Here is a 20,744-nt window from a genome sequence, read left to right on the forward strand (position 1 = left end):
CCACTAGCGTGACCCTCACCAGGCAACCGCGGCGAAGGGACATTTCCATGCGGGTCGGAGTACTGACCGGAGGCGGCGACTGCCCCGGGCTCAACGCCGTCATCCGGGGCGTCGTCCGCAAGGGCGTGCAGGAGTACGGCTACGACTTCGTCGGTTTCCGGGACGGCTGGCGCGGACCCCTCGAAGGCGACACCGTCCGCCTCGACATCCCCGCCGTGCGCGGCATCCTGCCCCGCGGCGGCACCATCCTCGGCTCCTCGCGCACCAACCCCCTCAAGCAGGAGAACGGCATCCGCCGGATCAAGGACAACCTCGCCAAGCTGGAGGTCGAGGCGCTCATCGCGATCGGCGGCGAGGACACCCTGGGCGTGGCCGCGCGCCTCACCGACGAGTACGGCGTGCCCGTCGTCGGCGTCCCGAAGACCATCGACAACGACCTGTCCGCCACCGACTACACCTTCGGCTTCGACACCGCCGTCGGCATCGCCACCGAGGCCATCGACCGGCTGCACACCACCGCCGAGTCCCATATGCGGGTCCTGGTCTGCGAGGTGATGGGCCGGCACGCCGGCTGGATCGCCATCCACTCCGGCCTCGCCGGCGGCGCCAACGTCATCCTCATCCCCGAGCAGCGCTTCGACGTCGACCAGGTCTGCGCCTGGGTGACCTCCCGCTTCAAGGCGTCCTACGCCCCGATCGTGGTCGTCGCCGAGGGCGCCATGCCCAAGGACGGCGACGTCGTCCTCAAGGACGGCACCCTCGACTCCTTCGGGCACGTCCGCCTCTCCGGGGTCGGCGAGTGGCTCGCCAAGGAGATCGAGAAGCGCACCGGCAAGGAGGCCCGCACCACGGTCCTCGGGCACATCCAGCGCGGCGGCACCCCGAGCGCCTTCGACCGCTGGCTGGCCACCCGCTTCGGCCTGCACGCCATCGAGGCCGTCCGCGACGGCGACTTCGGCAAGATGGTCGCCCTGCGCGGCACCGACATCGTCCGGGTACCGATCGCCGAGGCCACGGCCAAACTGAAGACCGTCGACCTCAAGCTCTACGAGGAGGTCGGGGTGTTCTTCGGCTGAGGCCGGCCGGACCCCGCGCCCTTTCGGGGGCGCGGGGCTGTATTCGACATGAGGCTCCGCCGCGCGAGCGCGAGCGCCCCCTCGCACCCGCGGCCGGAACTCAGGCCTGCACCGTTCCGGTACCGCGCAACTGCCCCACCAGCTCCCGCACCACGGCGGCCCCGTTCAGTGTGAGCACCGACTCCGGATGGAACTGCACTCCCGCGAACCCCGGCCCGCGCAGCGCGTGCACCTCCCCGTTCGCCGCCCGGCTCACCTCCACCCCGTGCGCCGCCAGCTCCCGAGCCGCCTCCTCGTCGCAGCGGGCCACGAAGCTGTTGTAGAAGCCGACGGTCTCCGGCCGCCCGAACAGGTCCACGGTCGTCTGCGCCCCCTGGTACGGCACCTCCTTGCGGACGATCTCCAGCCCCAGCTCGGCCGCGATCAGCTCGTGCCCGAGACAGACGCCCAGCACGCCGTGCCGGTGCTCGCGGAGCACCGTCGCCGTCAGCTCCCGCAGGAACCGCATCTTCGGATCGTCCAGGTCGGACGGGTCACCGGGGCCCGGGCCCAGCACCACCGGGCCCTCGTGCGCGCGCACCGCGTCCCGCAGCCCGGGTTCGTCGTACCGCCGGACGGTGACGTCCAGCCCCCCGGCCCGCAGCACATGCGCGAGCATCGCCGTGAACGTGTCCTCGGCGTCCACCACGAGCGCGTGCCCGGCCAGCTCCTCCGTCCGCTCCTGCATCCGCAGCCAGAACGGCGCCAGCGCGGCCCGGCGCCCGTCCAGCGCGGCCCGCACCCGGGGGTCGTCGGCGAGCCGGGGGCGCGCACCCTCCGCACGCGGCCGTGACGGTCGTACGCCCAGGGCCGCCAGCACCCCCGCGGCCTTCGCGTGGGTCTCCGCGACCTCGCTCACCGGGTCCGAGCCGCGCACCAGCGTGGCGCCGACGGGCACCCGCAGCCGCCCCTGCGCGTCAATATCGGCGGTGCGGATGAGAATGGGGGAGTCGAGAGTCTGGGCGCCGCCGGAGTCCCGGCCGAGCAGGGCCAGCGCGCCCGCGTAGTACCCCCGCCCCCCGACCTCGTGGCGCTCGATCACCCGGCAGGCGTTCTGCACCGGCGAGCCGGTGACGGTCGCCGCGAACATGGTCTCCTTCAGGACCTCCCGCACATCCAGCGAGGACCTGCCGCGCAGCTCGTACTCGGTGTGCGCGAGGTGCGCCATCTCCTTCAGCCGGGGCCCGACGACGACCCCGCCCATGTCACCGACGGTGCACATCATCTTGAGCTCCTCGTCGACGACCATCGACAGCTCCTCGATCTCCTTGCCGTCGGCGAGGAAGCCGAGGAGGTGCTCGGGGGTGGGGCCCTCGGCGGGGTAGCGGTACGTGCCGCTGATCGGGTTCATGACGACCGTGCCGCCGGACATCCGGACGTGCACCTCCGGGCTGGCGCCGACCAGCGTCCGGTCCCCGGTGTGGACGACGAACGTCCAGTACGCGCCCCGCTCGCCCTCCAGAAGCCGCCGGAACAGCGCCAGCGCGTCGGCGCGGCCGAAGCCGGGGATCTCGCCCTGGTACGTCCGCCGGATCACGAAGTTCGCGCCCTCGCCCCGGCCGATCTCCTCGCGCAGCACCCGGCCGACGATCTCGGCGTACGCGTCGTCGCCGACGTCGAAGGCGCCGGCCGAGACGTGGACGTCGTGGGAGGGGAGGGCCGCGAGGGCCTCGTCGAGTGGAATGTGACATACCACCGACGGCGAGAGCACCAGCAGCGGCGTCCCGTCGTCCCGCACATCGAATCCCCGCTCCCGGATCTGCCGGTACGGCACGAGGGCGAGCCCCTCGTCGGGCAGGTCGGCGAGCCGGTCATGGGCGGTGACCGGGCCGACCAGGACCTCCACCGTGTTCTCGTCGTGGCCGGGCGTGCGCCGGCGGAGCAGGGCGAAGGGGCGGTCGTCGTGGAGCAACTGGGTCAGGTCCATGGTTCCTCTGCCTGGTGGGGCTGGTAGGTGAGAGGAACGACCCCGGGAAACACCGAAGGCCGCCCCTCGGGCGGCCTTCGCGAAGTCTTGCGTACGCGCAGTCAGTGGGCCGCCGGAGAAGCGGTCCACCACCAGTTCTGGGTCGAATGCGCGAACATGCGGAAACCCTACCGCACCCCACCCTCCGTCCGCTCTGTCCACAGGACAATCGCTCCGTCTCACCAGTCGAGCCAGGAGAAAAACCGTGGACACGACCCCGTAATGTTTACGAGGTGACCGTGAACGCTAAGACCGGCCCGAGTGCCGGCAACACCTGGCGAGACCTGCCCGCGGCGCAGCAGCCCGAGTACCCCGACCCCGAGGCTCTGCGCGCAGTCGTTGCGGAGCTGGAGTCGTATCCGCCGCTCGTCTTCGCGGGCGAGTGCGACCAGCTGCGCGCCCGGATGGCGGCCGTCGCCAAGGGAGAGGCGTTCCTCCTCCAGGGCGGCGACTGCGCCGAGGCCTTCGACGCCGTGTCGGCCGACCACATCCGCAACAAGCTCAAGACCCTCCTCCAGATGGGTGCCGTGCTGACGTACGCGGCGTCGGTGCCCGTCGTGAAGGTGGGCCGGATCGCCGGCCAGTACAGCAAGCCGCGTTCCAAGGGGACCGAGACCCGCGACGGCGTGACCCTGCCGACGTACCGCGGCGACTCGGTCAACGGCTTCGACTTCGACGAGAAGGCCCGTATCCCGGACCCCGAGCGGCTGAAGCGGATGTACAACGCGTCCGCCTCCACGCTGAACCTGGTGCGTGCCTTCACCACCGGCGGTTACGCGGACCTGCGCCAGGTGCACGCCTGGAACCAGGACTTCGTGAAGTCCTCCCCGTCGGGTCAGCGCTACGAGCAGCTCGCGCGCGAGATCGACAACGCGCTGAACTTCATGCGGGCCTGCGGCGCGGAGCCCGAGGAGTTCAAGACGGTCGAGTTCTTCTCCTCGCACGAGGCGCTGCTGCTGGACTACGAGTCCGCCCTGACCAGGGTCGACTCCCGCACCGGCAAGCTGTACGACGTCTCGGCGCACATGGTGTGGATCGGTGAGCGCACCCGGCAGCTGGACGGGGCGCACATCGAGTTCGCCTCGAAGATCCGCAACCCGCTCGGCCTCAAGCTCGGCCCGACCACGACGGCCGAGGAGGCGCTGCGCTACATCGACCGCCTCGACCCGGACCGTGAGCCGGGCCGGCTGACCTTCGTCGTGCGGATGGGCGCGGACAAGGTCCGTGACAAGCTCCCCGAGCTGGTCGAGAAGGTCACCGCGTCCGGCGCCACCGTGGCCTGGGTGACCGACCCGATGCACGGCAACACCTTCGAGGCGGCCTCGGGCCACAAGACCCGCCGCTTCGACGACGTGCTCGACGAGGTCAAGGGCTTCTTCGAGGTCCACAAGACCCTCGGCACCCACCCGGGCGGCATCCATGTCGAGCTCACCGGTGACGACGTCACCGAGTGCGTGGGCGGCGGCGACGAGATCTTCGTCGACGACCTGCACCAGCGCTACGAGACGGCCTGCGACCCCCGGCTGAACCGCAGCCAGTCCCTGGACCTGGCGTTCCTCGTGGCGGAGATGTACCGGGACCAGTAACCGGTCGACCATGGGGTGGGGCGCGGATCACATACGATCCGCGCCCCACCGCACTTTTGCGGGCCGGGGACGCCGGGTAAGGTTAGGTTGACCTTATCGATCCCGGCGGGAGGTGAATCCGCGTGTACGTCTGCAGTTGTTTCGGGGTGACCGAAGCGCAGGTCAAGCAGCACGCGGAGGACGGCGCCTGTACCCCTCGCCAGATAGCGTCCGCCTGCAAGGCGGGCACGGACTGCGGTTCGTGCGTCCGCCGCATCCAGGCGATCCTCGGCCGGGGCGCCTGCCCCCGCCGTGAGCTGGCCGACCAGGGCCGCCCGGTGCTCTCCGAGATCGACGGCGGGCTCGACGGGCTGGGCGAAGCCGCCTAGGCCGAGCCGCCCGGGTCAGCTCTCCGGCTGCTCGATCAGCTGCGCGATGTAGAGCGCCTCACCGAGCTTCTCCACCAGCTCCAGCTGGGTGTCGAGGTAGTCGATGTGGTGCTCCTCGTCCTTGAGGATGTCCTCGAAGATGTTCGCGGACGTGATGTCGCCCTTCTCGCGCATCACCCTGATCCCGCGCTTGAGCCGGTCGATCGCCTCCACCTCGATCTGCCGGTCGGCCTCGAACATCTCCTTCACGGTCTGCCCCACGCGGACGTGGAACAGTCGCTGATAGTTGGGCAGCCCCTCCAGGAAGAGGATCCGGTCGGTGAGCACCTCGGCGTGCTTCATCTCGTCGAACGACTCGTGCCGGGTGTACTTCGCGAGCTTGAACCAGCCGAAGTTCTCCTGCATCTTCGCGTGCAGGAAGTACTGGTTGATCGCGGTGAGCTCACCGGTGAGCTGCTCGTTGAGGAATTCGATGACCTCGGGGTCGCCCTGCATCGCAGAGGCTCCTTCCACGCACGGGGGTGTGTGCGGCGCATGATTCCACCGGCGTAGAAGATCGTCCAGTAAGTGCGGACTTAGTAAGTAAGTCCACGCTTGGTGTCATTTGACCGATTTGATGATCGGTGAGCGGTCTGCCTGGTCGGGTGCACTGCCCGCGGTCTGTCAGGATGGAAGGCATGGGTCATCCGGTGGAGCGTGCGTCTCGAGAAGCCGCGGGGTCCGAGCTTCCGCCGGGGCAGCGACTGCAGCGCGGCTGGCCGGTCACCCACTACGGTCCGGTGCCCAAGTTCCGGCCCGAGCGCTGGGAGTTCAGGGTCTTCGGCGCCACCGCCGACGGGGGCGTGCGCACCTGGAACCACGAGCAGTTCACCGCCCTGCCGTACACCACCGTGGTCGCCGATCTGCACTGCGTGACGAAGTTCAGCATGCTCGGCGCGGAGTGGGGCGGGATCCCGGCGTGGACCGTCCTGGAGCTCGCGCCGCCCGCCCCCGATGTCACCCATGTGATGGTCTGGGCCGAGTACGGCTTCAGCTCCAACCTGCGCCTCATGGACTTCGCCGCCGAGCGCACGATCTTCGCCACCCACAAGGACGGTGAGCTCCTCACCGCCGAGCACGGCTTCCCGGTGCGCCTGGTCGTCCCCCATCTCTACGCCTGGAAGGGCCCCAAGTGGGTCCGCGGCATCGAGTACATGACCGCCGACCGCCGGGGCTTCTGGGAGGAGCGCGGCTACCACAACATCGGCGACCCCTGGCAGGAGCAGCGCTACTCCTACCAGGAGGGGCCGGGGGACGGTCCGGAGCTCTGAGGCCGGGCGGACTCAGTGGTGGTACTGGTGCACCACCGCGTGCCCCTTGCCCCGCCCGATCGTCCACTTGTTGACCGGTGTGGTCACGATGAACGCGAGCACCAGCGAGATCGCCAGCGAGATCCAGAACAGCGCGTCGCCCAGCTGGGCGTCCATCGCGGCCGGCCAGACCAGGATCGTGCCGTTGTCGATCAGCTCCATCACCGCGATCGACAGGGTGTCCGCGGCCAGCGCCACCCGCAGCGCGGTGCGCAGGTCGACGCCCGCCTTCAGGACCCCGCGCATGGTGAGCGCGTAGCCGAAGAAGAACGCCAGCACGATCGCCAGCAGGGTGGTCGGCAGGTTCCCCCAGCCGAAGGCCGTGCCGACGACCATGCCGAGCACCTCGCCGATGGCGCAGCCGGTGAGGCAGTGCAGGGTGGCCTGGGCGGCCATGGTCCAGGAAGCGCCGGTGCCGCCGTGCGACCCGTGCGATGCATGGGATCCGTGCGATCCGTGCGGCTCGTGTGCCGCGTGCTGTTCGTGCGTATGGGCGGTGTGCTCGTGCGTGGCGTGCTCGTGGTCCATGGCCGACCCCCGGTGTCAGGTGCGGATCCTTCTGTGACGCCAACATGTATACCCCCATGGGGTATTCCCGTGAAGGGTTGGGGCTCGTTCCGGTAACGGGCGGCACTTTCCGTGCCCAGAGCGCTACGCTGAGATCCTTGCCTGGCGGGAGACGTGCCGGGCAAACACGGATCCAAGGGGCCCTTGGGGTTCCGCTTGTGGTCCGGTTCGGGGGCGAGCGGTCGGGGGACGACGGTGGGGCTGTTCGGAGAGCGGCATACCTTCATGGGGGGCCTCGGTCCAGGGGACCGGGAAGCGCTGGCGGGTCTCGGCACCCGGCACGAGTACCAGCCGTACGACACGGTCGTCGCGGAGGGTGATCGCACCACGTTCGCGGTGGTCCTGCTCAGCGGCTGGTGCACGGTGTGGACCCCGACCGAGCGCGGCGGCCGGCTGATCCTGGCCCTGCGCCGGGCCGGCGAGGTCGTCGGCGACATGGCGGCGCTCGACGGCCGCCCGCGCAGCGCCTCGGTGAGCACCCTGGGCCCGGTGACCGGCCTGGTCGTGTCCGGGGAGCGGTTCCGCCGGTTCCTGGCCTCGCGGCCGCATGCCAACGCGCTGATGATGAGCCAGCTCGCCGAGCGGCTGCGCAGCGCGGACCACGAGCGCCGGGCCCTGGCCTCCATGACCGTGCTGCAGAGGCTCGCCGAGCGCCTGGTCGAACTGGCCGACCGCACCGGCCGGCTGGAGAACGAGGCCGTGACCATACGGCTGCCCCTCGCGCAGCACGAACTGGCCGCGTCCGTGGGCTCCACCCGGGAGGCCGTCGCCAAGGCCCTGCGCCTGTTACGCGAACAAGGCCTGGTCCGCACCGGCCCCGGCACTTTGGCCGTGGCCGATCTGGACCCGCTCCGCCTGCTCGCCGCCGGACAACCGCACGAGACCTAGAAGCACCGAGTCCCGTGCTGTGTAAACGGCTACAGCGGCGACCGGCCGGCTCCGCGAGCATCGCACCGGAGGCGCCGGTGGCCCGGCGGGACGGCAGGGAGGAGAAAGCGATGGAGGGGGAAGCCGCGTACGGCTTCATCGTCAACGTGGACGCGATGGGCTCGGGCCTGCTGTCCGACACCGAGAAACCCGAGATGCGGCGCAGACTCTACGAGGTCACGGGCACCGCCTTCGAACAGGCCGGCATCCGCCCGCCACGGCTCTACCAGGAGGACCGGGGCGACGGCATCCTCAGCGTGCTGGCGCCGGACGTGCCGCCCCGGCGGGTGATGGGGGAGTGGCTGGAGTACCTTCACCAGAACCTCCGCGAGACCAACCGAAGCCTGCGCACCCCGCTGCGCCTGCGCGCCGGACTGCACATCGGCCCGGTCACGGCGGACGCGCACGGCCGTTCCGGACGCGCCGTCGACCTGGCCTGCCGGCTGGGCGACTGCGACATCGCCAAGGCGCTCCTCAAGGCCGCGGCCGACGCACCCCTGGTGGTGGCCGCCTCCGACCAGCTCTACGAGGACGTCGTCCGCCCCGGCGGCCGCTGGGTGGAACCCCGCCACTACCGCCGGCACGACGTGGAGCTCAAGGAAGGCCGCAAGACCGCCTGGTTCATGGTCCCGGGCCTGCCCCAGCCCCCCGAACTGCCCGGGGAGTCGGGCCCGGACGGAGAGGACGGCCCGGACGGACCCGGCGGCGGCACCCCGCCCCGGCCGCCTGTTCCCCAGGGTTCCCGGGATACCTACGTCATGTACAACACCCAGAACGGCAGCGGCGAATTCAACGCCGCGCAGCACATCGACACCATCAACATCAATCCCCGTGGCGGTGACCGGTGAACGCGCAGAACCCCCCGCCGCCCCAGGGCAACCCGAAACCCCAGCAGCAACCCCAGCCCCAGCAGAAGGCCGAGCCGGACAAACCGCAGGGCGCCGAGTCCGGCGGCGCGCCCGAACCGGAGAAGTCGGACCTCATCGGCGGTTCCGCCGCCGACCCGCTCGGCGAGGAGGCACTCCCCGGAGCGGCGGCCGCCGCCTCCCGGATCTACCGCTCCGCCGTCAGCCAGCACGGCACCGGCACCCTGATCAGCTCCGGATCCGTCGGCACGATGAACTTCTTCGGCCGGCAGACGACCGAACGCCTGCTCGCCGGCCCGCTCCCGGCCGACGAACTGCGCAGGCTGCGCCGGGTCTTCCAGGAACCCGAGGACTACGGCGAGTACCGCGAGCAACTGAGCGGCGGACGCCTCCTGGTCCTGTACGGCCAGCCCGGCACCGGCCGCGCCTACACCGCCCTGTCCCTGCTCGACGACCTGACCCGCGGCCAGGTCTCCCGCCTCGACCCGCGCACCGACCTGGACAGCCTGGACGACCAGCAGATCGACGACGGCCACGGCTACGCCCTGGAACCCAGCGCCACCGGGTTACCGGACGAGACCGGCCTCGACCGGCTCTGCGAACTGCTCCGCACCAAGGAGGCGTTCGCGGTCCTGCTCGCCACCCCGGAACCCGGTGACGTGCTCTCCCGCGGCGGCCGCTACTACCGCGCCCACACCCCGGCCGCCCAGACCTCCGTGCTCGAAGGCCATCTCGCCCTCGAACTGGAGGACCAGGCCCCCGAGCTGTACGAGCGGGCCCGGGCCACCGCCCTGGACCCCGACGTCCTGGAGGCGCGGGGCCTGGACGAACTGCGGCCGGCCGAGGCGGCCCTGTTCGCGCGGCTGCTCGCCCGGCACACCAAGGACGAGCTCACCCACGACGAACTCCTCGGCAAATGCCGCGAGTTCGCGGAGAACCAGGCCGCCGAGTGGTTCGCCGGCGGGGTCCGCTCCGAGACCCCGGAGCGGCTGCGGGACGCCGCCTACCGGATCGCCGTAGCCGTCCTGGAAGGGGCCTCGCTGAGCTCCGTCGCCGAGGCCGCCGAGGTGCTCGCCTGGGAACTGGCCGTCACCGTCGACCCGGAGGCCACACCCGGCCGCCCGCTCTTCAGCGACGGTGTCGACGCCCGGCTGGTCTCCGCCCGCGCGGTCGCCGAACTCGGCACCGAGGAGGTCGTCGGCAGCGAGGAGGTGCCGGTGCGCACCGTGCGGTTCGGCGGCGAGGCCCTCGCCCCGGCCGTCCTCGGCCACCTCTGGCAGCACCGGCACAACGCGCGCGGGCCCGTGCTGCGCTGGCTCGCCGGACTGAGCGAGGACACCCGGCCCCAGGTCTGGGTCCGGGCCGCCGTCGCCGCCGGACAGCTGTGCCGGCTCGACCTCTCCCACACCGTGCACGAACTGGTCCAGCCCATGGCCCAGGCCGAACAGGCGCGCCGCCGGCTGTTCGCCGCGACCGTCCTCGACGTGGCCCTGCGCTCCCCGGAGGTCGGCACCGCCGTCCGCGCCCTGGTCACCTCCTGGGCCCGGCACGGCGACGAGCAGCGACGCTGGACCGCGGGCGCGGTGCTCGGCCGGGGCCGGGCCACCGACACCGTCCGCGAGTCCCTCGACCTGCTCGGCGGGATCGGCGTCTGGGACGAGGGCAGGCTGCGGGCCGACGCGTCCGTCCAGGTCGCCCACTTCGCCGGCGCCCACCCCGAGGCCCAGACCCTGCGCCGGATCCGTGCCTGGCTCTCCGACGAACGCCGGCCCCAGCAGGACCTCGGCCTGCAGAGCACCGTCTATCTCGCCGCCGTCCCCGTCACCGACCTCTGGAACCAGCACGAGGACCTGGAGGGCTACGGCGACTGGCCGCTGATGCTGGCCCTGGCCGCCGTCCGGCCGGCCCTCGCCCCGGAACTGGCCGGTCTCCTGTGGACGGCGCTGCAGACCCCGCGATCGTACGAGGCGGCGATCGAGACCCTGACCGACTGGCTGCGCGGCTCGGCCGACCAGCCCTGGGCCGGCGCGCTGGAGCGGTTCCTGCCGTTCCTCGTCCACAGCCACGACGACCGCAACCGACTGCTGGGCCTGATCAAGGAACTGACCGAAGACCCCGACCAACCACTGAACGAACAGCAGGTCCGCCGCCTGTGGGGCGCGGTCCAGGGAGCGAGTACACCATGAGCAACAACCAGTGGGGGCAGCCGTGGCCGCCCCAGGACCAGGAGTTCGTCCTTCCGCACGACCTCAGAGGCCCCTTCGTCCGCGAGTTCGCCCCGCAGGCGGCGTACCGGCACCGCAACAGCCAGGTGGCCTCGGTGCTCTACTACAAGAACGGCGGGCACAGCATCATCACCGTGCGCGGTGCCGAGCACGTCAACAAGCCGCTGATGGGCAAGCCCACCTCGGTGTGCTGGATCGCCCGCGGCCAGCACCAGGTCTCCTTCCAGCTGGAGCTGCCCACCCATGGCGACCGGGCCCAGTTCCGGGCCGGTGCCGACGTCAACTGGGAGGTGCAGGACTTCTACCAGGCCGCCGAGAAGCGCGTGGTCGACGTGGAGCGGATGCTCCGGCCCTCGCTGGAGGCCCGGCTGCGCGGGCTCAGCCGCCGCTACAGCCTGGACTCGGCCCAGCAGGTCGACGAGGCCATCCAGGACGAGCTGGCCAGCGGCCGGTGGGGCGACTTCGGCGCCGAACTGGGCCTCGCCACCCAGGTGTTCGTCCGTATCGACCTCGGCCAGGCGGCCGCCGACCACCAGGCCCAGATGGTCGCGGTGGAGAAGGGCAGCATGGTCCAGGAGGCCATCGACACCGCCAACAAGGCGCGGATCGCCGCCAACATCGACGACGCGCAGAAGCTGATCGGCGCGGGCGAGACCGCCCAGTACGCCCACATGCTGGCCGCCGACCCGAGCCGCGCCCACGAGATCCTCGGTGTGCTCCAGCAGCAGGCCCGCGAACAGCGCCAGGGCGCCCTGGACTACCTGACCAACCTGATCAACCAGGGCGTGGTGCAGCGCCACCAGATCGACGACCAGGTCCAGGCCCTCATCGACTTCAGCCGTACGGTCTCCACCGGGGTCTTTCCCAACGGCCTGCCGCAGGCCCCGACCTCGCTGCCGATACCGCCGATGCCGCCCGCGCCCCCGCTGCTCCCGGCCGACGCGCCCCCGCCGGTTCCGCCGGCCCCGCCGACGGACGCCATCCCCGGAGAGGGGACGGGGGTGGAGGACGACTCCAGCCCCGAGGCACGCCGATGACCGCAGGCGACCCGGACGCCGCCGCGCACTACGTGGCCGAACGGCTGCTGCTGACCGTGCGGGAGGACCTGGGCAGGGCGGACGTCAAGGCGTCCGTCCTGCTCTCGGGGGCGGTCGCGGTGCCGGCGCTGGCGCTCGGCAGAGGGGCGCCGTCCGGCGCCTCCGGCGTCGCCCTGGCCTTCCTCGTGGTCGGCGGGGTGCTGTGGGCGGCCGGCACGCTGCTGCTGCTCGCGGTGATCGTGCCCCGCACCCGCACGGTCCGCTCGGCACCCGGCCCGACCTTCTACGCCGACGCCCTCACCGCCGGCGACCCGGAGACGCTGCGCCGCGCCGCCGCGGAGGCCGGGGCGGATCCGGTGGGCTGGCTGCTGACCCAGTTCCAGGACGTCAGCGTGATCCTGTCGGCCAAGTACCGCTGGCTGCGCCGGTCGATGGCGCTGCTGGGGGCGGGGCTGCTGCTGGCGGCGGTGCCGCTGGCGGCCGGCTGATCAGCTTTCCCGGAGCTGCTTGAGACGCTCGACGTCGGCCGCGTGCCCTTCCTTGCCGCCGGGCGTCTCGATGATCAGCGGTACGCCCGCGGTCGCCGGGTGGGTCATCAGCGCGCGGAACGGATCCTCGCCGATGTGCCCGGCGCCGATGTTCTCGTGCCGGTCCTTGTGCGCGCCGACGACGTCCTTGGAGTCGTTGGCGTGGATCAGCTTCAGCCGCCCCTCGCCGACGGTGTCCACCAGCAGGTCCAGCGTCTGGTGCATCCCGCTCGGCCCGGTCAGGTCGTGCCCGGCGGCGAAGATGTGGCAGGTGTCCAGGCAGACGCCCAGCTTCGGATGCGCGTCCAGCGCCTCGAAGTACGGCCCGAAGTCCCAGGTCCGGGAGCAGAGCGAGAAACCCTGACCGGCGGTGGACTCGAGGAGCAGGAACGGGTCGTCGTCATGGGTCAGCTCGTCCAGCAGCGGCAGCAGGTGCGCCCGCACCTGCTTGAGGGCGACCTCCCGGGCCCGGCCGCCGGTCGCGCTCCCGGTGTGCACGACCACACCCAGCGCCCCGATCTCCCGCCCGCGCCGCAGCGAGTGCCGCAGCGACTCCACCGACTTCTCCACGGTCGCCTCGGTGTGCGAGCCGAAGTTGATCAGGTAGGGGGCGTGCACATACGCCGGGATCGATCCCTCCGCGCAGGCCGCGCGGAAGTCCTCGTCCTGCTGGGGGCTGCCCGCCGGGGTGGCCCAGCCGCGCGGGTTGGCGACGAAGACCTGCACGGTCTCGGCCTTCAGCTCACGCGCGTAAGAGAGCCCCACGGAGTGCAGGCCGCCGGCCACGGGGACATGCCCGCCGACGGGGTTGCGGAGGGGGCCGGAGTGCTGACTCTTCACCCGTCAAGGGTGTCACGCCGGGGCCGGGCCCCGGTCACCGGATGGTGATCGTGATCGTCGACCCCTTGGGCGCCTGCTCCCCGGCGTCCACCGACTGCTGCTTCACCGTGTTGCCGAACAGCCCGAGCAGCCCGCGGTCCTCCTTGACCTGGAAGCCCGACTGCTCCAGCAGCTTGGTCGCGTCGTCGACCGTGGCCCCGACCACGTCCGGCACCTCGACCATCTCGGGTCCCTTGGACAGCGTCAGCGTCACCGTGTCGCCCTCGGCGGCCCGGGCGTCGCCCGCCGGGGTCTGCTGGGCGACCTGCCCCTGGTCGTACTCGGAGTTGACCTCGGTGGCCGAGACCGTCACCTTCAGCCCGGCCTCCTGGAGCTCCTGCCGGGCGTCGTCCAGGTCCTCACCGGTGACGTCCGGGACGTCGACCGGCGAGCCCTTGCTGACGACGAGCGCGATCGCGCTGCCCGTGTGCCGCTTCGTCCCGGTGCCCGGGTCGGTGCTGATGACCGACCCCTTGGGCACGCTGTCGCTGAACTCCCGGGTCACCATGCCCGGCGCGAGCCCGTCGGCCTTGAGCAGCGCCCTGGCCCTGGCCAGCGTCCGCCCCTGCACATCGGGCACGTTCACGGTCTCGGGGCCGTCCGAGATCGTGAGCGTCACCGAGTCGTTGCTGCGGATGCGCTGTCCGGCCGCCGGGTCGGTGCTGATCACCGTGCCCCGTTTCACCGTGTCGCTGTAGGCGTGCTCGACCGTCTTGACGTCGAGCCCGGCCTCCTTCAGCCGTGCGGTGGCCTGGCCCTCGGTCTTCGCCAGCAGCGGCGGGACCTTGGTGAACTGCCCGGAGTTGATGTACCAGACCCCGGTGCCGACGCCGAGGACCACGAGCAGCGCCGCCAGCAGGGTGATGAGCCCCCGCCGGGAGCCGGACCGGCGCCGCCGCTCCGGGACCGGGGGCGCCTCGAACCGGCTGGTCCGCAGGACGCCCTCGTCCGCCTCGTTGACGGGCAGCGGCCGGGATGGGCGCCCCCCCGCGCGAGCGTGGCCGAGCATGGGGGAGGTCAGGGACCGCGGGATCACGCTCGTCCGGTCCTCGGCCATGTCGTGCCCCGCCGCCAGCGCCTGCGGCGGTACGGCGTCCAGCTGCTCGTCGCGGAGCGCGGCCCGGGCCTCCCGCACCCGGGCCAGCAGCGCGACGGCGTCGTAGGGCCGGACCTCGGGGTTGCGGGCGGTGCCGAGGGCGACCAGCTCGTCCAGCTCGTAGGCCAGCCCCGGCACGACGGCGGACGGCGGCGGCACGTCCTCGTGGAGGTGCTTGTAGAGGATCACCGCGGGCGAGTCGCTGTCGTGCGGCTTCTGCCCGGTGAGCATCTCGTAGAGCACGACACCGCACGCGTACACGTCGACGCGCGGATCGGCGGCCCCGTTCTCGACCTGCTCGGGCGCGAGATAGGACACGGTCCCGAGGACGGCCCCCGTCGTGCTGGTGACGCTGTCCACGGACCGCACCAGACCGAAGTCGGCGACCTTGACCCGCCCGTCGTCCCCTATCAGCACGTTCTCGGGCTTCATGTCCCGGTGCACGAAGCCGGCGCGGTGCGCGGCGCCCAGCGCGGCGAGCACCGGCTCCAGGATGTCCAGCGCGGCCCGCGGCTGCAGCGCCCCGCGCTCGCGCACCACGTCACGCAGGGTGCACCCGGCGATGTACTCCATCGCGAGATACACGTACGTCCCGTCGGTCCCCTGGTCGAAGACCTGGACGACGTTCGGGTGGGCCAGCCGGGCGACGGACTTGGCCTCCCGGATGAACCGCTCGACGAACGACCCGTCGACGGCGAGGGCCGGGTGCATCACCTTCAGGGCGAGCACACGGTCCAGCCGGACGTCCAGGGCCCGGTAGACCGTGGCCATCCCGCCGACGGCGATCCGCGCGTCGACGCGATAACGGCCGTCGAGCACCTGCCCGACGAGAGGGTCCTGAAGGGTCATATCCACGCAGGCGAGTGTACGAGCCCGGACTGACAGTCCCACAGGTAAGACCGCTCACTCCCCGGACTGCAGCGGAGCTGTGACGCTCGACACCCGAAAATAGTAGCCATGTACATAGTATCCATGTACTGTATTTTCCGTGAGCGAAGCAGCTGAGAGCGCGACGGCGGGATACCTGGTCTGGCGCCTGTCGACGAAGTGGCGGGTGGCCGTCGACCGGGCGGTCGCGCCGCTGGGCCTGACCCATGCCCAGTACGCGGTGATGGCGTCGCTGTACGGCATGGGGCGCACCGGTCTGCGGCCCAGCCAGCGTGAGCTCGCCGACCACACCGGCCTCGAACCGCTCTACGTCTCCAAGCTCGCCCGCGCCCTGGAGACCGCCGGACTCGTCGCCCGCACCCGCGACCCGGACGACCCGCGCGCCATCCGGCTGGCGCTCACCGACCAGGGGCGCGACATCACCCGCCGGGCGATCAGGGTGGTCCAGGGCCTGCTGGACCAGCTGCTGGAGCCCCTCGGGGGACAGCGCGGCCCCCGCGCGCGGGAGTTCACCCGCGAACTCGCGATCCTGCTCGACGCACCTCTTGATCCGTACACCGAGAACGAGACCGAGAACGAGAAGGAGCAGTCATGACCACCACCACCGCACCCGCCGTCAACGCCCGGATCATCGGCCTTGCCCACCACGCCCCGCGTGCCCTCCTGGAGCGCGTGCTCGACCGCCACGGCGTCACGTTCCACCAGAACCTGACGCTCCGGCTCGTCGCGATCGCCGCCGAGCCCGTCGGCCGCGACGCACTCGTGGGCGAGGTCACCGGCGCACTGAAGAACGACGACTCGTTCGTGCACGGCGTGATCGAGGAACTGCTGGCCGCGAAGCTGCTGGAAGCCGACCCGGCCGACCCGTCCCGGCTGCGGCCCACGGCCGCCGGACGGGACCTGTACGAGCGCGTCTCCGCCGAGAGCGGCGGGATAGCCGCCCGCCTGTACGCCGGCATCCCGCCCGAGGACCTCGCCGTCGCCGGCCGCGTACTGACCCTGATCACCCAGCGCGCCAACGCGGAACTGGCCGACGCCTGAGGCACGGCCCCGCCACGCCCGCCCGAAGGCCACGCACGCCCGGAGGCCGCCGACGGCGCTCGGCCCCCACGGGAGGGGGCCACCTCTTCGGCGAACAGTGCCGGGCGGTGCGTGGGTGGGAGAGGGAAACGTGACCGGACCGGCGGTCAGAACGCGGGGCGCTCGGGGTCCAGCACGGCCAGGCCCTCGGCAGGAGAGGACGCCTCGGCGAAGTGCCGCCGCGGAATCCGCCCCGCCAGCCGGGCCGACCGCCCCGCCTCCACCCCGGCCCGCATGGCGTGAGCCATCCGCTCGGGATCCTGCGCCCGCGTCACCGCCGACGCCAGCATCACCCCCGCACACCCCAGCTCCATCGCCAGCGCCACGTCCGACGCCGTACCGGCCCCCGCGTCCAGAATCACCGGCACGCGCGCGTGCTCGACGATCAGCTGGAAGTTGTGCGGGTTGCGGATCCCGAGCCCCGACCCGATCGGCGACCCCAGCGGCATCACCGCCGCACACCCGACGTCCTCCAGCTTCCTGGCCAGCACGGGGTCGTCGTTGGTGTACGGCAGCACCGTGAACCCGTCGTCGACCAGCGTCTCCGCCGCGTCCAGCAGCTCGACCGGATCCGGCAGCAGCGTGCGCTCGTCGGCGATGACCTCCAGTTTGATCAGCGAGGTCCCCAACGCCTCCCGCGCCAGCCGGGCCGTCAGCACCGCCTCCCCCGCCGTGAAGCACCCGGCCGTGTTCGGCAGCACCCGGATGCCCAGCCGTTCGAGGACCGACAGCACGGACCCCCGTACCCCCGGATCCACCCGCCGCATCGCGACCGTGGTCAGCTCGGTCCCGGACGCGACCAGCGCCCGCTCCAGCACCTCCAGGCTCGGCGCACCCCCGGTCCCCATGATCAGCCGCGAGGAGAAGGTCGTACCCCCGAGGACGAACGGATCGTCGGCCATGGCTCAGCCCCCCTGCACGGCGGTGAGGACTTCCACGCGGTCGCCCTCGGCGAGCGCCGTGCCCGGCCACTCGCCGCGCGGTACGACGGTCTCGTTGACCGCCGCGGCCACCCCGGAGGGCGCGGGCGTGAGGGACCGTACGAGCGTGTCGAGCGCGGTGCCCGGGGCGATCTCCCGGCGCTCGCCGTTGACGGAGATGGTGACGGAGAGGTTCATGCGGTCTGCTCCACGAGTACGGCGCCGAATCGCCTCGGCGTGAACGGACGGGCCTCCTCCGGCGGCTCCCCGCCGGCCAGCAGCTCCGCCATCACGTCCCCCGTGACCGGCGTGAGCAGCACCCCGTTGCGGTAGTGCCCGGTGGCCAGCAGCAGGCCGTCGAGACGGGTCGGCCCGAGCAGCGGCGCGTTGTCGGGGGAGCCGGGGCGCAGCCCGGCCCGGGTCTCGGTGAGCGGCAGCTCGGTGATCCCGGGGACCAGTTCGTGCGCGTCGCGCAACAGCTCGTACACGCCCCCCGCGGTGACCGTCGTGTCCCAGCCCAGCTCCTCGCTGGTCGCGCCGACCACCAGCTCGCCGTTCTCCCGCGGCACCAGGTAGACCTGGCTGCCGCGCACCACGGCCCGTACGGTCCGGCTGAGGAAGGGCGCGTACCGCTTCGGCACGGTCAGCCGCAGTACCTGACCCTTCACCGGCCGTACCGGCGGCAGCACGTCGTCGGGCACGCCCGCGAGCTGTCCGCTCAGGCTCCCGCCGGCCAGTACCACCTGCCGCGCGCCGCAGGTGTCACCCGTGCGGGTGAGGACGCCGGTGGCGCGCCCCCGTACCACCTCCAGGCGCTCCGCCCAGTCCCGGTGGAACACCACCCCGGCCCGCTCGCACGCGGCCACCAGGGCGGCCGCCAGCCGGCGCGGGTCGATCTGGTGGTCGCCGTCGACCCGCAGCCCGCCGCGCACGCCCGGCGCGAGCATCGGCTCCAGGCGCCGGCACTCCCGGCCCGACAGCCACTCCGACTCCAGGCCCGACTGCTGCTGAAGGGCGTGCAGCTCCCGCAGATGGGCCCGGTCGTCGGCGTCCAGGGCGACCGCGAGGGTGCCGCAGCGCCGGTAGCCGAGATCGTGGCCGGTGAGCTCGGTCAGCTCGGCGGCGAAGTCGGGATAGCGGCGGGCGGAGGCCAGGTTGAGCCCCAGCAGGGTCTGCTCGCCGTAGTGCAGTTCGGTGACCGCGGCCAGCATCCCGGCCGCCACCTGCGCGGCCCCGCCGCCGGGTTCGGGATCGACCACGGCGGTGGCGAGCCCGCGCTGAGCCGCCCGCCAGGCCGTGACCAGGCCGATGACTCCGCCCCCGATGACGAGGACGTCGGACGTATGTGAGGACATGGGCGTCCAGCCCCTCCCTTCGCCGGCATGACCCGGATCAGGTTCGTACGGTCGGAGGCCGCCAGCCTCCCTCTCAGCCCGGTGCGTCCGGGCTCCCGCGTGTGCTTGCCCGCCACCCTAGCCCGCGGGGCTCCGCCCGGGTAAGACGGCCTGGGCCCGCGCTGTGGAAGACGTCACCCAGCACGCCCCATGACTGACTGTTTGTCAGTTGTCTATCGTTCTTGTCTATGGTGATCAGGTGAGCGAGCAGACGCAGCAACAGGGCACGTCACAGACGCGGCGCGTGGTCGTCGTGGGCGCGGGCATGGCCGGGGTGCAGACCGCGGTGGCCCTGCGCGAACAGGGGTTCACCGGCCCCGTCACACTGATCGGCGCCGAACCGCACCAGCCGTACGACCGGCCGCCGCTCTCCAAGGCCGTGCTCCTCGGCAAGGCCGAGAACTCCGCCTTCGAGGTCGACTTCGAGGCCCTCGACATCGAGCTGGCGCTGGGCCGCGAGGCGCTGGGCGTGCGCCCCGCCGACCGCGAGCTGGACACCGAGACCGGACCGGTGCCCTACGACGTCCTGGTCCTCGCCACCGGAGCCGAGCCGATCACGCTGCCCGGCACCGAGGGCGTGCCCGGCGTCCATCTGCTGCGCACCCTCGACGACGCCGAACGGCTGCGGCCCGTGCTCGTCCGGCAGCACGACGTCGTGGTCGTCGGCGCGGGCTGGATCGGCGCCGAGTTCGCCACCGCGGCCCGCGAGGCCGGCTGCGCGGTCACCGTCGTGGAGGCCGCCGACCGTCCGCTCGCCGGGGCGCTGCCCGCGGAGGTGGCCGTGCCGATGACCGCCTGGTACGCCGACAGCGGCGCCGACCTGCGCACCCACGCGCGCGTGGCGCGGGTCGAGCCCGGCGCGGTGATGCTCGACGACGGCTCACAGGTGCCCGCGGGCGCCGTCGTGGTCGGCATCGGCGCCCGCCCCGCCACCTCCTGGCTGACCGGCTCCGGCATCGAGCTCGGCTCCCACGGCGAGGTGCTCGCCGACGACCGGCTGCGCACCAACGTCCCGGACGTCTACGCGGTCGGCGACTGCGCCTCCTTCCCGTCCGGCCGCTACGGCGAGCGCCTGCTGATCCACCACTGGGACAACGCCCTCCAGGGCCCGCGCACCGTCGCCGCCAACATCCTCGGCGAGACCGACGCCGTCTACGACCCCGTGCCGTACTTCTGGTCCGAACAGTTCGGCCGCTTCGTCCAGTACGCCGGCCACCACGCGTCCGCCGACCGGCTGGTGTGGCGCGGCGATCCGTCCGGCCCGTCCTGGAGCGTCTGCTGGCTGCGCGAAGACCGCCTGGTAGCCCTCCTGGCCGTCGGTCGCCCGCGTGATCTGGCACAGGGACGACGGCTGATCGAGGCGGGGCGCCAGATGGACGCCGAGGCACTGGCCGATCCGGCCCGCCCCTTGAAAGATGCGACCGCAGCGCCCCTTTAGGGGCGCGGGGCTGTTGGCATGTGCGGCTCCGCCGCGTGGGCGCGATCAGCCCCCACGGCGCCGCACCCGAACACCCACCCATCGCGCCCGAACCACCAAAACGCCTACCCTTGACCCCGTGACCGAGATTGACGCAAACATCGATGCTCTCGTCCCCGCATGGCTCACCCTCCCCGACATCGCAGAGATGCTCGACGTCGAGGTGACGCGTGTGCGGCAGCTGGTCAAGGAGGGCCAGCTCATCGCCGTACGCCGTGGCGAGAACCGCGCGCTGCACGTCCCCGCCGCCTTCATCGACGGCGACAAGGTCGTCAAGGGCCTGTCCGGGACCCTGACGCTCCTGCGGGACGACGGCTTCAGCGACGAAGAGATGCTGGAATGGCTTTTCACCCCCGACGAGACCCTGCCCGGCACCCCCGCGCAGGCGCTGAGTGAGAATCGCGGTACGGAGGTGAAGCGCCGCGCCCAGGCGCTCGCCGTCTGAGGCAGCCAGTACCGACTCAACGGGGGACCAAG

At 72.0% G+C, this 20,744-nt stretch carries 22 protein-coding genes and 1 riboswitch; of the genes, 13 read left to right on the forward strand and 9 right to left on the reverse strand.

What is annotated here, in order from left to right; genetic code table 11:
* Positions 1 to 47 precede the first annotated feature (47 nt).
* Positions 48 to 1,076 (forward strand): ATP-dependent 6-phosphofructokinase, encoded by a 1,029-nt coding sequence (locus ACFZDK_RS08185; RefSeq protein ID WP_390970935.1) that lies wholly within the window; start codon positions 48 to 50, stop codon positions 1,074 to 1,076.
* A 100-nt stretch (positions 1,077 to 1,176) separates the two neighbouring features.
* Here ACFZDK_RS08185 and ACFZDK_RS08190 read toward each other — a convergent pair whose 3' ends face one another.
* Both ACFZDK_RS08190 and ACFZDK_RS08195 read right to left on the reverse strand, forming a co-directional pair.
* The gene (locus ACFZDK_RS08190) at positions 1,177 to 3,042 is read right to left on the reverse strand and encodes a chorismate-binding protein (protein WP_390970936.1); all 1,866 of its coding nucleotides are present in this window, start codon (positions 3,040 to 3,042) and stop codon (positions 1,177 to 1,179) included.
* Between the two features lie 101 nt (positions 3,043 to 3,143).
* On the reverse strand, positions 3,144 to 3,200 hold the full coding sequence (locus tag ACFZDK_RS08195; protein ID WP_071659820.1) for a trp operon leader peptide: 57 nt from the start codon (positions 3,198 to 3,200) through the stop codon (positions 3,144 to 3,146).
* A gap of 114 nt (positions 3,201 to 3,314) precedes the next feature.
* Here ACFZDK_RS08195 and ACFZDK_RS08200 point away from each other — a divergent pair, with 114 nt between their 5' ends.
* Complete coding sequence (locus tag ACFZDK_RS08200) at positions 3,315 to 4,667, forward strand: class II 3-deoxy-7-phosphoheptulonate synthase (protein WP_390970938.1); 1,353 nt, start codon at positions 3,315 to 3,317, stop codon at positions 4,665 to 4,667.
* Positions 4,668 to 4,789: 122 nt separating this feature from the next.
* Positions 4,790 to 5,035 (forward strand): (2Fe-2S)-binding protein, encoded by a 246-nt coding sequence (locus ACFZDK_RS08205; protein ID WP_359209546.1) that lies wholly within the window; start codon positions 4,790 to 4,792, stop codon positions 5,033 to 5,035.
* A 15-nt stretch (positions 5,036 to 5,050) separates the two neighbouring features.
* Here ACFZDK_RS08205 and bfr read toward each other — a convergent pair whose 3' ends face one another.
* On the reverse strand, positions 5,051 to 5,530 hold the full coding sequence (gene bfr, locus ACFZDK_RS08210; protein ID WP_390970940.1) for a bacterioferritin: 480 nt from the start codon (positions 5,528 to 5,530) through the stop codon (positions 5,051 to 5,053).
* A 182-nt stretch (positions 5,531 to 5,712) separates the two neighbouring features.
* On the opposite strand from bfr, the gene ACFZDK_RS08215 reads away from it, so the two are divergent.
* Positions 5,713 to 6,345: a sulfite oxidase-like oxidoreductase gene (locus tag ACFZDK_RS08215; protein ID WP_355707836.1), complete on the forward strand. Its 633-nt coding sequence runs from the start codon at positions 5,713 to 5,715 to the stop codon at positions 6,343 to 6,345.
* Positions 6,346 to 6,357: 12 nt separating this feature from the next.
* On the opposite strand, the gene ACFZDK_RS08220 is transcribed toward ACFZDK_RS08215, so the two are convergent.
* Positions 6,358 to 6,912: a DUF4396 domain-containing protein gene (locus ACFZDK_RS08220; RefSeq protein WP_390970942.1), complete on the reverse strand. Its 555-nt coding sequence runs from the start codon at positions 6,910 to 6,912 to the stop codon at positions 6,358 to 6,360.
* Positions 6,913 to 7,176: 264 nt separating this feature from the next.
* Between ACFZDK_RS08220 and ACFZDK_RS08225 the strand changes: the two genes are divergently transcribed.
* The 5 genes from ACFZDK_RS08225 (at position 7,177) to ACFZDK_RS08245 (ending at position 12,494) form a co-directional block, all read left to right on the forward strand.
* Positions 7,177 to 7,839: a cyclic nucleotide-binding domain-containing protein gene (locus ACFZDK_RS08225; RefSeq protein ID WP_390970945.1), complete on the forward strand. Its 663-nt coding sequence runs from the start codon at positions 7,177 to 7,179 to the stop codon at positions 7,837 to 7,839.
* Positions 7,840 to 7,949: 110 nt separating this feature from the next.
* Positions 7,950 to 8,726, forward strand: a complete 777-nt coding sequence (locus tag ACFZDK_RS08230) for a hypothetical protein (RefSeq protein ID WP_390970947.1) — start codon at positions 7,950 to 7,952, stop codon at positions 8,724 to 8,726.
* A complete protein-coding gene (locus ACFZDK_RS08235) occupies positions 8,723 to 10,930 on the forward strand; it encodes a hypothetical protein (RefSeq protein ID WP_390970949.1) in 2,208 nt (735 codons plus the stop codon). The genes ACFZDK_RS08230 and ACFZDK_RS08235 overlap by 4 nt, the downstream gene beginning before the upstream one ends.
* The gene (locus tag ACFZDK_RS08240) at positions 10,927 to 12,006 is read left to right on the forward strand and encodes a hypothetical protein (RefSeq protein WP_390970950.1); all 1,080 of its coding nucleotides are present in this window, start codon (positions 10,927 to 10,929) and stop codon (positions 12,004 to 12,006) included. The genes ACFZDK_RS08235 and ACFZDK_RS08240 overlap by 4 nt, the downstream gene beginning before the upstream one ends.
* The gene (locus tag ACFZDK_RS08245) at positions 12,003 to 12,494 is read left to right on the forward strand and encodes a Pycsar system effector family protein (RefSeq protein WP_390970952.1); all 492 of its coding nucleotides are present in this window, start codon (positions 12,003 to 12,005) and stop codon (positions 12,492 to 12,494) included. Before ACFZDK_RS08240 ends, ACFZDK_RS08245 begins: the two co-directional genes overlap by 4 nt.
* Here the strand turns inward: ACFZDK_RS08245 and ACFZDK_RS08250 are convergent, their stop codons facing one another.
* Both ACFZDK_RS08250 and pknB read right to left on the reverse strand, forming a co-directional pair.
* Entirely contained in the window at positions 12,495 to 13,373 is an 879-nt protein-coding gene (locus ACFZDK_RS08250; RefSeq protein ID WP_390970954.1) for a deoxyribonuclease IV, read from the reverse strand.
* Between the two features lie 34 nt (positions 13,374 to 13,407).
* Positions 13,408 to 15,363: a Stk1 family PASTA domain-containing Ser/Thr kinase gene (gene pknB / locus ACFZDK_RS08255; RefSeq protein WP_390970956.1), complete on the reverse strand. Its 1,956-nt coding sequence runs from the start codon at positions 15,361 to 15,363 to the stop codon at positions 13,408 to 13,410.
* Positions 15,364 to 15,496: 133 nt separating this feature from the next.
* Between pknB and ACFZDK_RS08260 the strand changes: the two genes are divergently transcribed.
* Positions 15,497 to 15,991 (forward strand): MarR family transcriptional regulator, encoded by a 495-nt coding sequence (locus ACFZDK_RS08260; protein ID WP_390970958.1) that lies wholly within the window; start codon positions 15,497 to 15,499, stop codon positions 15,989 to 15,991.
* Positions 15,988 to 16,437 (forward strand): MarR family transcriptional regulator, encoded by a 450-nt coding sequence (locus tag ACFZDK_RS08265; protein ID WP_390970960.1) that lies wholly within the window; start codon positions 15,988 to 15,990, stop codon positions 16,435 to 16,437. Before ACFZDK_RS08260 ends, ACFZDK_RS08265 begins: the two co-directional genes overlap by 4 nt.
* Positions 16,438 to 16,583: 146 nt before the next feature.
* Here the strand turns inward: ACFZDK_RS08265 and ACFZDK_RS08270 are convergent, their stop codons facing one another.
* The 3 genes from ACFZDK_RS08270 to thiO form a co-directional block, all read right to left on the reverse strand.
* Positions 16,584 to 17,378 carry a thiazole synthase gene (locus tag ACFZDK_RS08270; protein ID WP_390970962.1) on the reverse strand — a complete coding sequence of 265 codons (795 nt, stop codon included), beginning with the start codon at positions 17,376 to 17,378 and terminating at the stop codon, positions 16,584 to 16,586.
* 3 nt (positions 17,379 to 17,381) lie between these two features.
* Positions 17,382 to 17,594 (reverse strand): sulfur carrier protein ThiS, encoded by a 213-nt coding sequence (gene thiS / locus ACFZDK_RS08275; protein WP_355707857.1) that lies wholly within the window; start codon positions 17,592 to 17,594, stop codon positions 17,382 to 17,384.
* A complete protein-coding gene (gene thiO / locus ACFZDK_RS08280) occupies positions 17,591 to 18,751 on the reverse strand; it encodes a glycine oxidase ThiO (protein WP_390970965.1) in 1,161 nt (386 codons plus the stop codon). The genes thiS and thiO overlap by 4 nt, the downstream gene beginning before the upstream one ends.
* Positions 18,749 to 18,860, reverse strand: a riboswitch (TPP riboswitch). Its footprint overlaps the gene before it by 3 nt.
* Positions 18,861 to 18,989: 129 nt before the next feature.
* Here thiO and ACFZDK_RS08285 point away from each other — a divergent pair.
* Positions 18,990 to 20,228 (forward strand): FAD-dependent oxidoreductase, encoded by a 1,239-nt coding sequence (locus tag ACFZDK_RS08285; protein ID WP_390970967.1) that lies wholly within the window; start codon positions 18,990 to 18,992, stop codon positions 20,226 to 20,228.
* 118 nt (positions 20,229 to 20,346) lie between these two features.
* Positions 20,347 to 20,712: an Rv2175c family DNA-binding protein gene (locus ACFZDK_RS08290; protein ID WP_390970969.1), complete on the forward strand. Its 366-nt coding sequence runs from the start codon at positions 20,347 to 20,349 to the stop codon at positions 20,710 to 20,712.
* Positions 20,713 to 20,744: the final 32 nt, after the last annotated feature.

The sequence above is a fragment of the Streptomyces sp. NPDC007901 genome, from assembly GCF_042959465.1.
Classification (GTDB): domain Bacteria; phylum Actinomycetota; class Actinomycetes; order Streptomycetales; family Streptomycetaceae; genus Streptomyces.

Excerpts from the sequence above, each read along its gene's own strand:
- ACFZDK_RS08230 (WP_390970947.1), top strand. The coding sequence starts at position 7,950 with ATGGAGGGGGAAGCCGCGTACGGCTTCATCGTCAACGTGGACGCGATG.
- ACFZDK_RS08215 (WP_355707836.1), top strand. The coding sequence starts at position 5,713 with ATGGGTCATCCGGTGGAGCGTGCGTCTCGAGAAGCCGCGGGGTCCGAG.
- ACFZDK_RS08185 (WP_390970935.1), top strand. The coding sequence starts at position 48 with ATGCGGGTCGGAGTACTGACCGGAGGCGGCGACTGCCCCGGGCTCAAC.
- ACFZDK_RS08190 (WP_390970936.1), bottom strand. The coding sequence starts at position 3,042 with ATGGACCTGACCCAGTTGCTCCACGACGACCGCCCCTTCGCCCTGCTC.
- ACFZDK_RS08270 (WP_390970962.1), bottom strand. The coding sequence starts at position 17,378 with ATGGCCGACGATCCGTTCGTCCTCGGGGGTACGACCTTCTCCTCGCGG.
- ACFZDK_RS08245 (WP_390970952.1), top strand. The coding sequence starts at position 12,003 with ATGACCGCAGGCGACCCGGACGCCGCCGCGCACTACGTGGCCGAACGG.
- bfr (WP_390970940.1), bottom strand. The coding sequence starts at position 5,530 with ATGCAGGGCGACCCCGAGGTCATCGAATTCCTCAACGAGCAGCTCACC.
- ACFZDK_RS08240 (WP_390970950.1), top strand. The coding sequence starts at position 10,927 with ATGAGCAACAACCAGTGGGGGCAGCCGTGGCCGCCCCAGGACCAGGAG.
- ACFZDK_RS08225 (WP_390970945.1), top strand. The coding sequence starts at position 7,177 with ATGGGGGGCCTCGGTCCAGGGGACCGGGAAGCGCTGGCGGGTCTCGGC.
- ACFZDK_RS08220 (WP_390970942.1), bottom strand. The coding sequence starts at position 6,912 with ATGGACCACGAGCACGCCACGCACGAGCACACCGCCCATACGCACGAA.
- thiS (WP_355707857.1), bottom strand. The coding sequence starts at position 17,594 with ATGAACCTCTCCGTCACCATCTCCGTCAACGGCGAGCGCCGGGAGATC.
- ACFZDK_RS08265 (WP_390970960.1), top strand. The coding sequence starts at position 15,988 with ATGACCACCACCACCGCACCCGCCGTCAACGCCCGGATCATCGGCCTT.
- thiO (WP_390970965.1), bottom strand. The coding sequence starts at position 18,751 with ATGTCCTCACATACGTCCGACGTCCTCGTCATCGGGGGCGGAGTCATC.